The organism is Halorubrum distributum JCM 10118 (assembly GCF_000337335.1).
Lineage (GTDB): Archaea > Halobacteriota > Halobacteria > Halobacteriales > Haloferacaceae > Halorubrum > Halorubrum distributum.
The window spans coordinates 1-13,956 of sequence record NZ_AOJN01000040.1; the positions used below are offsets into that span (position 1 = coordinate 1).

Here is a 13,956-nt window from a genome sequence, read left to right on the forward strand (position 1 = left end):
CCCGCTCAGAGATGTGTATAAGAGACAGGGGTGCGCGAGGTCGCGGCCGACGCCGGCGAGTCCGACCTCGTCCTCGCCCTGCTCACCGGCGGCGGCAGCGCGCTCTTGGCCGCACCCGCCGAGGGAATCGACCTCGGTGACCTCCGCGAGACGACCGACGCGCTGCTGGCGAGCGGCGCGACCATCGCGGAGATCAACGCGGTCCGCAAACACTGCTCGGCGGTGAAGGGCGGACGGCTCGCGCGGGCGGCCGGCCCCGCCGACGTCCTCGGCCTCGCGGTAAGCGACGTGACCGGCGACGACCCGGCCGTGATCGCGAGCGGCCCCGTCTCGCCCGACCCGACGACCTACGCGGACGCGCTCGGCGTCCTCGACCGATACGGGATCGACGCGCCGACGGCCGTCGCCGACCGGCTCGAACGCGGCGCCGCGGGCGAGGCCGCGGAGACGCCGAAGCCGGGCGATCCCGCGTTCGACGGCGTCGACTTTCGGGTCGTCGCGAGCGCGCGCACGGCCCTCGACGCCGCCCGCGAGGTCGCCGCGGAGCGAGGGTACGAGCCGCTGGTGCTCTCCTCGCGGGGCCGCGGCGAGGCGCTGGAGGCCGCGAAGACGCACGCGGCGGTCGCCGAGGAGTGCCGCGCGAGCGGCGAGCCGGCCGAGCCGCCCGCGGTCCTCCTCTCGGCCGGCGAGGTGACGGTGACGCTCGGAGAGGACCCCGGAGAGGGCGGTCCGAATCAGGAGTTCGCGCTGTCGGCCGCGGTCGAGCTCGACGCGGCGGGCGACGACGGGGAGGGCGTTGCCGTCGCGAGCGTCGACACCGACGGGATCGACGGCGCCACCGACGCCGCGGGCGCGCTGGTCGACGACCGCCTCGTGGGGGACGACGCCGACGGGGGCGGCGGCGCCGAGCGTCCGCTGGACCGCGAGACGGCCGCGGACGCGCTCGCCGCGCACGACGCGTACCCGGCGCTCGACGGGGCGGGCGCGCTGCTCCGGACCGGGCCGACCGGGACGAACGTCAACGATCTCCGGGCGATCGTGGTCGCCGGGGGCGACGCGCGCTCCGACGGAGGCGACGCCCGTTCGGAGGGCCGCGGTGTGCGCTCGGGGGACCCCGACGCGAGTTCGGAAGAGACTAAGTGACGACCGGCAAATTCTGCGACATGCAGACGCTGCTCCTCAACGCGGACGACGTCGACGAGAACGCCGAGATAGACCGCGTGATCGACGCGGTACGCGGCGCGTTCACGGCCTACGAGCGCGGCGACGCCAAGATGCCGGCGAAGTCGTACATCGACCTCCCCGAGTACAACGGCGACTTCCGGTCGATGCCCGCCTACCTCGACGTGCGCGAGGAGGACGTCGCCGAGGAGACCGAGACCGGCGACGGATGGGACGCCGCCGGGATCAAGTGGGTGAACGTCCACACCGACAACCCCGCCGACCACGACCTCCCGACCGTGATGGGGACGATGATCTACTCCGACCCCGAGACGGCGTTCCCACTGGCGGTCCTCGACGGCACGACGCTGACGATGAAACGCACCGGCGCGGCCGCCGCGGTCGCGACCGACCACCTCGCCGTCCCGGACGCGACGAGCCTGGGGATCGTCGGCGCCGGCGTCCAGTCGTACACCCAACTTGAGGCGATCGCGGCGGTCCGCGACATCGAGGAGGTCGTGATCAGCGACCTCGACGAGGAGCGCGTCGCCGACTTCGTCGACGCCTTCGAGGGCCGGTTCGACGTGCGCGCGGGCTCGGTCGCCGAGGCCGGCCACTGCGACGTGCTCTCGACGGTGACCCCCGTCGAGACCCCGATCGTCGGCCCCGAGGACGTGGGCGAGCACACCCATATCAACGCGATGGGCGCGGACGCCGAGGGCAAACACGAGCTCGCGGACGACCTCCTCTCGGACGCCACCGTCGTCATCGACGACCACGAGCAGTGCACCCACTCCGGCGAGATCAACGTCCCCTACGCAGCGGGGACGCTCACCGACGACGACATCTACGGCGAGATCGGCGAGATCGTCGTCGGCCGCCGCGCGGGTCGCCCCGGCACGCCCGGCACGGCGGCGGACGCAGAGGGCGTGCGCGGCGTCAGCGTCTTCGACTCGACTGGGCTCGCGATCCAGGACGTGGCGGCCGCCCGCGTCGTCTACGAGCGCGCCGACGAGCTGGACAACGGCTACCCGTTCGACCTGCTCGGCCTCGACGGCTGAGGCCTCCCGTCGGGTCGCGGCGGCTGTGTCCGCTCGCCCGTCCGGCCTCGACCCCCGACTCGACGCGTCGCTTTTGCCCGTCCGTCCCGTATCCGACCCGTGAGACTCGTCAGCGTCGCCGCGCTCGCGGAGAACCGGGTGATCGGGAGGGACGGCGAGGTGCCGTGGCCCCACATCGAGGCGGACGTGCGGCAGTATCGCGAGCGCGTCGCGGGCTCGCCGGTAATCCTCGGTCGCCGAACCTTCGACTCGATGCGCGACGACCTCCCGGGGAGCCGGCAGATCGTCGTGAGCCGGAGCGTCGAGGCGGTGGACGCCCCGACCGCGGTCGTCGCGAGCGGCGTCGAGGAGGCGCTCGAGCTGGCCCGCGACCTCGTCGGGGCGGCCGCCGGCGCGACGGCGGACGCCGAAGCGGGCGCCGACGCGGACCGGGCCGCCGCCGAGGCGGACCGAGTCGCCGCCGAGGCGGACCCGATACCCGAGGAGTCGGCGGGCGCCGGCGGGGGCGACACCGCCGGAGGGACCGACGACCACGTCTACGTCCTCGGCGGCGGGGCGATCTACGACCTGTTCCAACCGCACCTCGACGCGATGGCCCTCAGTCACGTCGACGGCGCCTACGAGGGCGACACGCGCTACCCCGAGTGGGACGAAGGGGAGTGGGAGATCGCGGCGGAGACGCCGTACGACCGGTTCACGCTGCGCGAGTGGGCGCGTCGGGAGCGCTGAGCGGCTCTGCCCCCGACAGGGAACCGATAGTCGAGGTTACGACCCGTCGACGCGCTCCTCGGCGTAGCGTTCGAGCTGTAAGGCGGTGCTGTCCGCGAGCCGCTCGACCGCGGACTCGACCCCGTGCTCGCGGGCGTCGACGGACGCCTCCGCGACGAGCGTCCGGACCGTGTCGAACGGGCCGATCCGGGCGCCGGTCGTGGCGACGGCGTCCTCGGCGTCGAGCAGCTGGTTTATCGCGGTGCGGTAGCCGGGGTTCTCGTCGAACCACCCGTCGCGGTCGAGCCGGTCGACCGCCCCCTCGTGGACCGGGAAGTAGCCGGTCTCGCGGTGCCAGCGCGCCTGCCGCTCCGGCGCCGCGAGCCAACCGAGGAACGCCGCGGCGGCGCGCTGCTCGGCGGGCGACGCGCCGTCCGCGACCCACAGCGACCCGCCGCCGACGACGACGCCGTGCCGCTCGTCGGGGACCGGGAAGTAGCCGACGCCGACCGGGAAGGAGGCGCCCTCGCGCACGCCGACCATCGAGGAGGTGGAGCCGATCAGCATCCCGGCGCGCCCCTCGTGGAACGCCTCGCGGGCCTGCCCGCGAGCCTCGATACCGGGGTCGTGGTAGAGGCCGTCGGCCGCCATGTCGGCGATCCAGCGGTAGACCCGCTCGCCGACCGGCCCGTCGAACCGGCTCTCGGTCGGCGTGCCGCCCCGCCCGTTGTCGGCGTCGACGAGCGGCTCGCCGGCCTCGGCGAACCACTGCTCGACGAACCACGAGTACGTCGCGAACGTGATCCCCGTCTCGGTCGCGCCGCGCTCGACCAGCCGCTCGGCGCAGCGGCGGACCTCGTCGAACGTCTCCGGCGGGTCGTCGGGATCCAGCCCGGCGCGCTCGAACGCCGCGCGGTCGTAGTACAACACGGGCGTCGACGCGTTGAACGGCATCGAGTGGAGCACCCCGTCGGTCCGGTAGTAGTTGGCGACCGGGTCGAGCAGGTCGTCGGGCGAGAAAGCGGCGGCCGGGCCGGCCGCGGCGTCAGTGCCGGCGACACCACCCGAATCGGCGTCGAGGAGGCGCTCGACCGGCGTGAACGCCCCGCTGTCGAGCGCGCGCTGGGTGCCGATCTCGTAGAGGTGGGCGATCGCGGGCGGGTCACCCCTGTCCGCCGCCGCGAGCGTCGCCTCGAACACGCCGCGGTAGCTCCCCTTCGAGGAGGGCCGGACCGCGACCCCGTCGGCCTCGGCCGCGAACTCGGCCGCGAACTCGTCGAGGAGCCGCGCCTTGCGCCCGCCGAACGCGTGCCAGAAGTCGAGGACGACCGCGTCGTCGGCCGCGGCGCCGTCCGCGTCGTAGGCGTCGAGCGCGTCGTCCAGGGTGCCGGTCCGGTCGGAGAGCGTCGAGGCCCCGGCGGCCACCTCCGCCAGCGAGGTCTTCTGGGCGTGCGCGACGGCGGTGGCGTCGCCCGCGTCCGCGGCCGTCTCCTCGGCGAGGTCGCCGACCGACTCGACCGCGTCGACCACCGCCTCGATCGAGGTCGCCTGGTCGTCGGTGGCGTCGCGGATCTCCTCGACGCCGCTCGTCGTCTCCTCGACGTCGGCGGCGAGGTCGGTGAACGCCTCCAGCGCCGCCTCCGCGGTGGTTATCCCCTCGTCGGCGCGCTCGCGCATCTCGGCCATCTCGTCGACGGTCGCGTCCGTCTCCGCGCGCACCGACCGGATCGACGACTCGATCTCGCTGGTCGCGTCACGCGCCTCCTCCGCGAGGCCCTTGACCTCCTCGGCGACCACCTCGAAGCCGGCGCCGGCCTCGCCCGCGCGGGCCGCCTCGATCGAGGCGTTGAGCGCGAGGATGTTCGTCTCNGTCCTGGATCAGGTCGGTGACGTCCTCGATCGCCGCGACCTCCGACTCCAGCGTCTTGACGCGGTCGAGGGCCTCCTCCGTCCGCTCGTCGACGACGCGGAGCTCCTCGATGGCGGCGGTCGCGGCGTCGGTCCCCTCGGCGGTCCGCTCGGCGACGCCGGCCGCGGTCTCGGCCACCTCGTCCGCGGAGGCCGCGACCTCCTCGGTGGCGGCCGAGACGGTCTGGAGCTCGCTCGTCGCGGCCGCGATGTCGTCGCGCTGGCGGGTCGCGGCCGCCTCGATGTCGTCGACCGCGGCGTACACCTCGTCGCTCTGCGCCTTCACCCGGTCGACGTTCGACCGGACGTGCTCGGTCGCGCCCGCCACCTCGTCGCCGAAGCCGTCGACGGCGGACACCGTCTCGGCGACCCCGTCGACGAACTCGTTGAGCGTCGCCGCGAGCGCCGCCGCCTCACCGTCCGCGTCCTCGGTCGGGAACCGCGCCCCGAGGTCGCCGTCGGCGAGCCGCTCCGCGGCCTCGCGGAACGCCGAGACCGGAACGTCGTCGCCCGCGGCGGCGCCGGAGGCGACCGCCCTCTCGCCGGACGCGACCCCGCCGTCGGTGGTCGCGTCCGCGTCCGTCGATGCCGCCGAACGGTCCCTGTCCGTCGCTGCCGCCGAGCCGTCCGCGTCGCCGGGGCCCAGACCGGACCCGTCGCTCGCGTCGTCGCCGTTCATTTGTCGCCACTCGCCCACGGGGGTATATAAGAATCAGAGTCGAATTATCCCGGGTGATAGCGGCGCTCCCGGGTCCCGGTCGGCGCCGCGGCCGCCAGACCGTGGCGGCTCAGTTCGACGCTGTCGGCCCGCCCTCGTCGACCGGTTCCGCGAACCCGAACCGCGGCTTGACGTCGGTGACCTCGACCGCGAGGGTCTCGCCGACGTCGCCGTCGACGAACAGCGTGTACCCCTCGACGTAGGCGATACCGTCGCCCTCGTCGCCCTCCTCCTCGATCGTCACCTCGACGCGGTCGCCCTCGGCGACCGGCGAGGTCGTGTACCCCTTCGCGACGAGGTACACCTCCGAGGAGGCGTCCCGCGAGGCCGGCGGCGAGACGGTCCGGACGTACTGGAAGGAGTCCGCCACGTCGTCGCGGAAGGCGTCGAGGTCCTCGCCCTGGAACACCTTCACGACGAAGTCGCCGCCGGGCGCGAGCAGTTCGTCGGCGGCGTCGAGCGCCTGCCGCGCGAGGTGGACCGACCGGGCGTGGTCGAGGTTGTACTCGCCGGTCATGTTCGGCGCCATGTCCGAGAGGACCGCGTCCGCGCCCCCCTCGCCGACCGCCTCGCGCAGGTAGTGGCGGGTGCGCTCCTCGGTCATGTCGCCGCGAATCGTCTCGACGTCGTGCTCGTCGAGTTCGTCGATGCGCTGGAGGTCGACGCCGACGACGGTGCCGCTCTCTCCCACCTCCTCGGCGGCGACCTGAAGCCACCCGCCGGGGGCGGCGCCCAGGTCGACGACGGTGTCGCCGGGGGCGAGCAGGTCCGCCTCCTCGGCTATCTGTTTCAGCTTGTAGGCGGACCGGGCGCGGTACCCCTGCTGTTTGGACCGGTTGTAGTAGTCGTCCTTCCCGCTCATGCCTCGATCACCGCGGTCCGGGAGGGGACCGCCGAGATCGCGGGCGAATTCGCGCTCATACCCGCAACGACGGGGGCGACCGGGAAATGAACGTCGAATGCGCGCGTCGACCGCTCGGCGCGGGTCGGTCCGCGAGATGCGGGCGTCGGACGCCTACTCGCGCCGTCCCCGGAGCCACGCCGCGACCCGCCCGACGCGAGACGCGAGCGCGGCGAAGGGTCGCCATCTGCCGGTCGACGCCGACGCGTCGGGGGTCGGCTCCGACGAGCGGTCGGACGTCCGCTGAGCCGCAACGATCGACTCGTAGTTGTCGATCACCTGTTGGCGCTGCCGCTCCTTCGACTCGACTTCCGCTTCGAGCGCCGCCACCTCCGCCTCGAGCGATGCGACTTCGTCCGCGAGCAGCCGGACGCGTTCCTCCGGGAGGTCGCGCTCGGCCGCGGGGACGTCGTCACGGACGCGTCGGTCCGCGGCGGGCCGATCGTCGGCGTTCGAGCGGTCGTCTGCGGACGCGGTCGATCGGGGCGGGGGACCGTCGATCGAGTCCACCGCCTCGACGTCGATGCTGCCGGGGTCGAGCGAGCCGGACGCTGAGGGCATCATCTGTGGGGAGACATGCGTACACGTACCACACTGAAAAAGCTCAGTCAGCCGCGAGTCGGACGCGCCGCTTGCGCCCGGTTCACGGCGGCTCGCGACCGGGCACCGACACCCGTCCTTCGAGGCGCTCCGGACTCCCGTCGGCGGGGGCGCCCGCGCGCCCGTCACCGGCGTCGTCCGCCCCGCCGTCCGCGGGGTCGCTCGCCGCCCCCGCCGGCCGGACCGCGAACCCGAGGTCCTCGTAGAACGCCCGCAGGTCGGCGTCGAACGTCGCGGTGACCGCTTCGACCGCGGGGTCCGACTCGCCGAGGTCGACCGCGGCGGCGACGAGCGCGGAGCCGATGCCTCGGCCGCGCCGCGCGCGCCTGACCGCGACGGCGTCGACGCGGAGGCGGTCGGGGGCGGGACGCACGGCGACCAGCGCGCCGACGACCCCGTCGGTCCGCGCCGAGCGCGCGACGAGGGCGTCGCCGGCCGCGGTCCGGTCGTCGACCGCGTCCGCGTCGGTCTCCAACATCGCGGCGTCGAGGATTCGGAGGACGTCGAGGCGGTCGTCGGGGGCCGCGGGCTCGACGGTCACGTCCGCGGGCGGGTCGGGGAGGTTCCCGTCGACCGTCACGGCGAGTCGCCCGTGCCCGTTCCGCCCTTTATCAGCCGCAGGACCCGCACCGTCTCGGCGTCGACGACGCGGTCGCCCGGGACCGGCGAGCCGTCGACCAGCGCCGACGCCTCCTGCGGGTGGTAGCCCGCGGCGCGGATCAGGTCGTCGTACGTCGCGTCGGCGGCGAGGCTGTACTCCTCGGCGCCCTCCCCGACGACCTCGACGGTCACGTCCATGGACGGGGTAGCGGGCGGGCGGGCGTCAATCGCACGGTTTCGACGCCTCGGCTCAGTCGTCGGCCGGCTCGCGGACGTTCCACTTGTAAAGGAACCACGTGACTGCGACGACGATCGCGACCGTCACCAGCACGTCGGGCCGGGGGACCGAGCCGGTCCACGCGTCGACGATGAGGAGGCTCGTCGCGGCCGCGGCGACGACGAGGACCCGGGCCGCGTCGCGGGCGAGTTCCGCCTCGCGCTCGGGCGAGAGGTCGCCGTCGTAGCCCGCGATCAGGCCGACCTTCCCGCGATACCGGATCGCCCACGCGAGCAGGAGGAGCAGGGCGATCGGGACGGCGGACAGGAGGGTGGAAGCGAGGGCCATACGCGGGTATACCGTGAGATTAGGATAAAAGTCGGCTGATCGTTGACGCAGGTGAATCGGATCGACCGAGTGAGATCGCTGGCGGCTATTTATAACCGAACGACGAGGCCGCGGCGAACACCACGGAAGCCCCAGCCGCTCGCTTATAAATAATTGACCGGAGATCGACGGTGAACACCTCCAAAGCCCCAGCCGCGAGGGCTCGGTGCGCTCGCTGCGCGCCGTCGCCCTCGCGGCAGCGTGGCGCTACGCGCCACGGGCAGCCGGCGGCTCCGCCGCCGGCGACTGCCCCTTCGAGTCCCACCCGCCCGCACAGCACCACCGGAAGACGGTCCTGCTCGCTCGCTCCGCTCGCTGCGCGGGCTGCGACTTCCGTACTCCCGTTCGCTCCCTCCGGTCGCTCACGGGACCGTAACCTCACGCCTCCCCAGCCTCGCGGTTTGCGCTCTTCGAGCGCTCACCGCGTCCCTCGCGCGTGCTCCTCGCGGCCTCCGCTTCGCTCCGGCCGCTCGCAGGCACGCGCCGACCGCACTGCCATTTATAAGCGAACATCGCCGCTGCTGGCGGATGTTTAAATATCGCCTCGCTGCCACCGACCTGATTCGTCTCTTCGCAAAACCGCTCGATTGCCGACCGTCTCAGCCGTCCAGCTCCTCGCGGAGCAGCCCGTTCACCTGTCCGGGGTCGGCGCTGCCGCCGGTCGCCTGCATCACCTGGCCGACGAGGAAGTTGATCGCGCCCTCGTCGCCGTCGTGGTAGTCGGCGACGGCGTCGGGATTCTCGTCGATGGCGGCCTCGACCGCGGCCTCGACCTCGCCGCTCTCGGCCTTCCCGAGCGCCTCGCGCTCGATGACCGTCTCGGGGTCGTCGCCCTCGTCGAGCATCTCGCGGAGGACGATCTCCTCGGCGTTCTTCACGGTTAACTCGTCGGCGGCGACCAGCTCGATCAGGCGCGTGAACTCATCGAGCCGGCCCTCGACGTCGGTTATCTCCATCTCGCGGTAGTTGAGCTCGCCGAGGAGGTTGTCCGCGACCCACGTCGCGGCCAGGTCGGGGTCGAACTCGCTCGCCACGTCCTCGAAGAAGTCCGCGACCGCCTTCGTGGAGGTGAGCTTCGAGGCCGCCTCACGGTCCAGTCCGTACTCCTCGCGGAAGCGCTCGCGGCGGGCGTCGGGCAGCTCCGGGATCGCGATCTGCTCCTTCCAGTCGGCCACCTCCAAGGCGGGGAGGTCGCCCTCGCGGAAGTAGCGGTAGTCTTTCTCCGCCTCCTTCGACCGCATCCCGACGGTGACGCCGCGGTCCTCGTCCCAGTGACGCGTCTCCTGTTCGATCTCGCGGCCGCGACGCAGGACGTTCTCCTGTCTGGTGACCTCGTACGCGAGCGCCTGCTCCGCGCCCTTGTGGCTGGAGATGTTCTTCACCTCGGCGCGGTTCACGTCGTCGAGCGCGTCGCCGTCGATCGTCCCGTCGTCGGCGACGTGCTCGGCGGGGACGAGCGAGACGTTGGCGTCGACCCGCAGGCTCCCGTCGCGGCCGGGGTCGAAGACGCCGAGGTATTCGAGGACCTCCTCCAGCTTCGCGAGGAACGCGCGCGTCTCGGCCGGCGAGCGGAAGTCCGGCTCCGTGACGATCTCCATGAGGGGCGTGCCCGCGCGGTTGTAGTTGACGAGGGTGTGGGTCGCCGACTCGATCGAGCCGCCGGCGTGCTGGAGGCTCCCGGGGTCCTCCTCGAGGTGTGCGCGGGTGATCCCGATCGTGCGGGGGTCGCCGTCGACGCGGACCTCCAGCTTGCCCGACTGGCAGATCGGCGCGTCGTACTGGGTGAGCTGGAAGTTCTTCGGGAGGTCGGGGTAGTAGTAGTTCTTCCGGTGGAACGTGGTGGTCTCGGGGATGTCGGCGTCGATCGCCTTCCCGATCTTCACCGCGGCCTCGACCGCGCCCTCGTTGAGGACCGGGAGCGCGCCCGGCAGCCCGAGACAGGTCGGGCAGGTGCGCGTGTTCGGCGCCTCGTCCTCGGCGGGCTCCGTCGAGCAGCCGCAGAAGATCTTCGTGTCGGTCTCGAGCTGGACGTGGACCTCCAGCCCGATCACGACTGTCCGGTCCGCCGTCGCGGCCTGCGTACTCATTACCCGCCAGTTGTGAGCGGGCCGCCTAAATCGTGTCGGGACGACGAGCGCCGAGGCGACATCGAACGACGCTCGCAGATCCGAAAGTCCGGAGCGAACGATTATGAGGGGGCCGATCCTACCTCGCGCAACGAATGAACCGACGACCCTCTCGGGCGAGTTCGAGTCGCCCGACTGACAGCCGTTGGCCGCGCGAGACGGGAGGCGCGCAAGGTGAATGAGCGCTGAGGACCCCTCGAGCCTCGGGCGACCACTGCGGAGCCGTCTCGCCGCCGATGCCAGCTGAGCCGACGCTTCACGTCGGCGATCCGGTGGACGACCCGTGGGGAGAGCTCCCCGAGCCGACGCGCGTCCGCCGAGCGAGCGACGGCGGGAGCGGCGCCACCGGGGAGTCGGACTCCGACGGTGGTCCGGAGCGGCTCGTCGTTCGACTCCGGGAGGACGGGGACGACGGCGGCGCGTCGGGACAGAGCGGTTCGGGTCGCGCGAACGCCGACCTCGCTGCCGGCGACGGAGCGGTCGCGACCGACGGTCTCCGTGCCCTCTGCGACCGCTACCCGGACGCGACGATACTCGCGTACACGGTCGACGACGCCCCCGACGCCGCGATCGACGCGAGCCGGCTCGGGGTCGAGTACGTCTCCGGGCGGCGGCTCGCGGCCGACGGCGAGACGCTCGCGGACAGGCTGGCCGAGCGAGCGGGAGCAGGCGAGGCGGGCGACGGGCGGGAGCGCGCGCTCGAATCCGGCGCCGAGGCGGCGTCGGTCCTCGAACCGTTCATCCGGATCGTCTCGGACCGGGCGACCGACCTCGACGAGAAGCTCGACGCGCTGCTCGAACTGGGGCGCGACCGGCTCGGGCTGTCGATCGGCTACTCCTCGCACGTCGACGGCGACCGGCTCGAGATCCGACAGTACAGCGACGGGACGGGGATGCTGGACGCGCTCCTCGAGAACAACCCCGACGCGGACCGGTCGATCCCGCTGGAGCTGACCTACTGCCAGCAGACGGTGCGCGGCGACGACGTGGTCGCGTTCACGGACCCCGAGGCCGCGGGGCTGGCCGACGACCCGGCGTACGAGCGGTTCGGGTTCGGCAGCTACGTCGGCGGCAGCGTCGTCGTCGACGACGCGGTGTTCGGGAGCCTCTGTTTCCTCGACCCGGAGCGCCGCGACCGCCCGTTCGACGAGTCGGAGCGGCTGTTCGTCGAGCTGCTCGCCGACTGGCTGGGCCGCGCGATCGAGCGGGAGATCGCCCGCGAGGAACGCGAGGCGGCGGTCGAGCGGTTCGAGGAGACGCTCGAACGGATCGACGACGCGTTCTTCGCGCTCGACGACGACTGGCGGTTCACCTACGTCAACGAGAAGGCGGCGGCGCTGCTCGACCGCCAGCCCGACGAGCTGCTCGGCGCCGACGTCTGGGCGGAGTTCCCGGCAGCGATCGGCGAGGAGTACGAGACGAACTACCGGCGGGCGATGGAGACGCAGGAGTCCGTCTCCTTCGAGAGCTACTACGAGCCGCTGGACCTGTGGACGGAGGTGACGGCGTACCCCTCGCCCGACGGGCTCTCCGTGTTCTTCGCGGACGCGACGGAGCGAAAGCGGCGCGAACGGGTCCTCGAACGGCTCCTCGGGACCGTCGAAGCGCTCCAGCGGACCGACAGCAGGGAGGCGGTCGCCGACCGGCTGATCGGGGCCGCGGACGAGATCCTCGGCCACGAGATCAGCGGCGTGCGGCTGTACGACCCCGACGACGACCGGCTGCGGCTGGTCGCCACGAGCGACGGCCTCGGCGAACAGTTCGCGGACAGCCGCGGGCCGCGCCGCCCGGGCGAGGGGTTCACCGGCCGGGTGTTCGAGCGGGGGGAGCCCCGGGTGGAGGAGGACATCTCGGCGGCCGGGGACGACCGGCCGTACCACGGGATGCGTTCCGTCGCGGCGGTCCCGCTCGGCGACCACGGCGTGTTCATCGTCGGCGCCGTCGACCCGGACGCCTTCGACGAGAGCGACGTTTCGGTCCTCGAACTGCTGGCCGCGAACGCGGTCGCGGCGATGGACGCCGCCGACCGCCGCCGCCGGCTCCGGACCTACGAGGACGCGCTCAAGAACGTCGACGACATGGTGTGCGTGCTCGACGGCGACGGCGCCGTCACCTACGCCACCGGGCCGTTCGTCTCGTGGATCGGCGCCGACGACCTCGGCGACGTCGCCGGAAGGCCGCTCGATGCGCTCGTCGACGAGGCCGACGCGCCGCGGGTCGCCGACGCGGTCGCGGCGCTCACCGACGCGGCGACCGAGGCCGGCGGGGCGCCGGAGCCGACCCGGACGGTCGACCTGACCGCCGACCGCGACGGCGATCGTCGGTCGCGACACGGCGAACTGCGGCTGTCGCGGCTGTCCGACCACGGCGCCGGCGTCGTCGGGTCGCTGTCTGACACGACCGACCTCCGCCGGACGCGGACCGAGCTGTCGGCCGAGCGCGACCGCTTCCGGCGGCTGTTCGACCGGATCCCGGACCCGGTGATCGAGGTCGTCCTCGAACCGGAGGAGACGGTCATCGACGGGGCCAACCCCGCGTTCGAGGCGCAGTTCGGCGTGGACGAGACGACGCTCCGCGGCCGGACGATCGACGCGTTGGACATCCACGACGACCGGCTCGGCGACCGCGAGGGGCGCGGCGGGGTCGGGGCGGCGGACCTCGACTCGCTGGTCCGCGAACGCGGGTTCGCGACCGAAGAGGTCCGCCGGCGGACCGTCGACGGACCGCGCGAGTTCCTCTTCCGCGGGTTCAGCTACGAGACCGAGGGGACCCGCCGGGCGTTCGGCATCTACACCGACATCACCGACCGGAAGCGCCGCGAGCGGTACGTGCGGATCGTCAACCGGATCCTCAGACACAACCTGCGCAACGAGCTGAACGTCGTGTTCGGCTTCGCCGGCGAGATCGCCGACCGGACCGACGACGACCGGATCCGCGAGTTCGCGGAGCGGATCGAGGCCACGGGCAAGCGACTGAGCGGCGTCGCGGAGGGGGCGGCCACCCTCCGGCGGGTCGTCGAGGAGGGGTACGCGGCCGATCCCGAGCCGATCGACGTGGGCGCGGTCGTCGAGGAGGTCGTCACGCGCCACTCGACCGGCCGTCCCGACGCGCGGATCACCGCCGACGTGCCGGCGGGGATCGCGGTGCGGGGCGACGACCGACTCTCGATCGCGGTCGACCACCTCGTGGAGAACGCCGTCGAACACGGCGGGGACGCCCCGCGCGTCGCGGTGACCGCCGAGCGCGACCCGGACAACGGGGTCGTGGCGGTGCGCGTCGCCGACGACGGCCCGGGGATCCCGACCGCGGTGCAGGAGGTGATCACGGGGACCCGCGAGGTGACGCAGCTCCAGCACAACACCGGCGTCGGGCTGTGGATCGCCGCCTGGGTCGTTGAGGCGTACGGCGGCGAGATCCGGTTCGACGACGGGCTCGACGGCGGGGGGACGACGGTGACGCTCGTCCTCCCGGCGACTGAGCGGGGCGGGTCGGGGTTCGACGGCGAGTCGGAGCGGTAGCCGACCCGCGGCGTTCGCGCGCTTCCGACCCGTTTATTGTCGGGCGCGGCC

At 73.0% G+C, this 13,956-nt stretch carries 11 protein-coding genes and 1 pseudogene; 4 read left to right on the plus strand and 8 right to left on the minus strand.

Features of this window, described 5'->3' with window-relative positions; genetic code table 11:
- Positions 1-30: 30 nt before the first annotated feature.
- The 3 genes and pseudogenes from C466_RS06830 to C466_RS06840 all read left to right on the plus strand — a co-directional run.
- Positions 31-1,143: pseudogene (locus tag C466_RS06830) on the plus strand (glycerate kinase type-2 family protein); the annotation flags it as partial.
- A gap of 20 nt (positions 1,144-1,163) precedes the next feature.
- On the plus strand, positions 1,164-2,222 hold the full coding sequence (locus tag C466_RS06835; protein WP_004598140.1) for an alanine dehydrogenase: 1,059 nt from the start codon (positions 1,164-1,166) through the stop codon (positions 2,220-2,222).
- Positions 2,223-2,321: 99 nt separating this feature from the next.
- The gene (locus C466_RS06840; RefSeq protein ID WP_004598141.1) at positions 2,322-2,951 is read left to right on the plus strand and encodes a dihydrofolate reductase; all 630 of its coding nucleotides are present in this window, start codon (positions 2,322-2,324) and stop codon (positions 2,949-2,951) included.
- A 36-nt stretch (positions 2,952-2,987) separates the two neighbouring features.
- Here C466_RS06840 and C466_RS16765 read toward each other — a convergent pair whose 3' ends face one another.
- The 8 genes from C466_RS16765 to gatB form a co-directional block, all read right to left on the minus strand.
- Positions 2,988-4,790, minus strand: a complete 1,803-nt coding sequence (locus tag C466_RS16765) for an extracellular solute-binding protein (RefSeq protein WP_321163788.1) — start codon at positions 4,788-4,790, stop codon at positions 2,988-2,990.
- Positions 4,684-5,517 (minus strand): HAMP domain-containing protein, encoded by an 834-nt coding sequence (locus C466_RS17135; protein WP_004599618.1) that lies wholly within the window; start codon positions 5,515-5,517, stop codon positions 4,684-4,686. Before C466_RS17135 ends, C466_RS16765 begins: the two co-directional genes overlap by 107 nt.
- Positions 5,518-5,626: 109 nt before the next feature.
- Positions 5,627-6,418 (minus strand): 23S rRNA (uridine(2552)-2'-O)-methyltransferase, encoded by a 792-nt coding sequence (locus C466_RS06855; protein ID WP_004598144.1) that lies wholly within the window; start codon positions 6,416-6,418, stop codon positions 5,627-5,629.
- Between the two features lie 153 nt (positions 6,419-6,571).
- Positions 6,572-7,021 carry a hypothetical protein gene (locus C466_RS06860; RefSeq protein WP_004599619.1) on the minus strand — a complete coding sequence of 150 codons (450 nt, stop codon included), beginning with the start codon at positions 7,019-7,021 and terminating at the stop codon, positions 6,572-6,574.
- 79 nt (positions 7,022-7,100) lie between these two features.
- On the minus strand, positions 7,101-7,637 hold the full coding sequence (locus tag C466_RS06865; RefSeq protein ID WP_004598146.1) for a GNAT family N-acetyltransferase: 537 nt from the start codon (positions 7,635-7,637) through the stop codon (positions 7,101-7,103).
- On the minus strand, positions 7,634-7,855 hold the full coding sequence (gene samp2, locus C466_RS06870) for a ubiquitin-like small modifier protein SAMP2 (protein WP_004598147.1): 222 nt from the start codon (positions 7,853-7,855) through the stop codon (positions 7,634-7,636). Before samp2 ends, C466_RS06865 begins: the two co-directional genes overlap by 4 nt.
- 52 nt (positions 7,856-7,907) lie before the next feature.
- On the minus strand, positions 7,908-8,222 hold the full coding sequence (locus C466_RS06875; protein ID WP_004598148.1) for a hypothetical protein: 315 nt from the start codon (positions 8,220-8,222) through the stop codon (positions 7,908-7,910).
- Positions 8,223-8,860: 638 nt separating this feature from the next.
- A complete protein-coding gene (gene gatB / locus C466_RS06880; RefSeq protein ID WP_004598149.1) occupies positions 8,861-10,348 on the minus strand; it encodes an Asp-tRNA(Asn)/Glu-tRNA(Gln) amidotransferase subunit GatB in 1,488 nt (495 codons plus the stop codon).
- A gap of 275 nt (positions 10,349-10,623) precedes the next feature.
- On the opposite strand from gatB, the gene C466_RS06885 reads away from it, so the two are divergent.
- Positions 10,624-13,905, plus strand: a complete 3,282-nt coding sequence (locus C466_RS06885) for a PAS domain-containing protein (protein ID WP_004599620.1) — start codon at positions 10,624-10,626, stop codon at positions 13,903-13,905.
- Positions 13,906-13,956: the final 51 nt, after the last annotated feature.

Coding starts and splice junctions, on each gene's coding strand:
- samp2 (WP_004598147.1), bottom strand. CDS start 7,855: ATGGACGTGACCGTCGAGGTCGTCGGGGAGGGCGCCGAGGAGTACAGC.
- C466_RS06885 (WP_004599620.1), top strand. CDS start 10,624: ATGCCAGCTGAGCCGACGCTTCACGTCGGCGATCCGGTGGACGACCCG.
- C466_RS06875 (WP_004598148.1), bottom strand. CDS start 8,222: ATGGCCCTCGCTTCCACCCTCCTGTCCGCCGTCCCGATCGCCCTGCTC.
- gatB (WP_004598149.1), bottom strand. CDS start 10,348: ATGAGTACGCAGGCCGCGACGGCGGACCGGACAGTCGTGATCGGGCTG.
- C466_RS06835 (WP_004598140.1), top strand. CDS start 1,164: ATGCAGACGCTGCTCCTCAACGCGGACGACGTCGACGAGAACGCCGAG.
- C466_RS06860 (WP_004599619.1), bottom strand. CDS start 7,021: ATGATGCCCTCAGCGTCCGGCTCGCTCGACCCCGGCAGCATCGACGTC.
- C466_RS06855 (WP_004598144.1), bottom strand. CDS start 6,418: ATGAGCGGGAAGGACGACTACTACAACCGGTCCAAACAGCAGGGGTAC.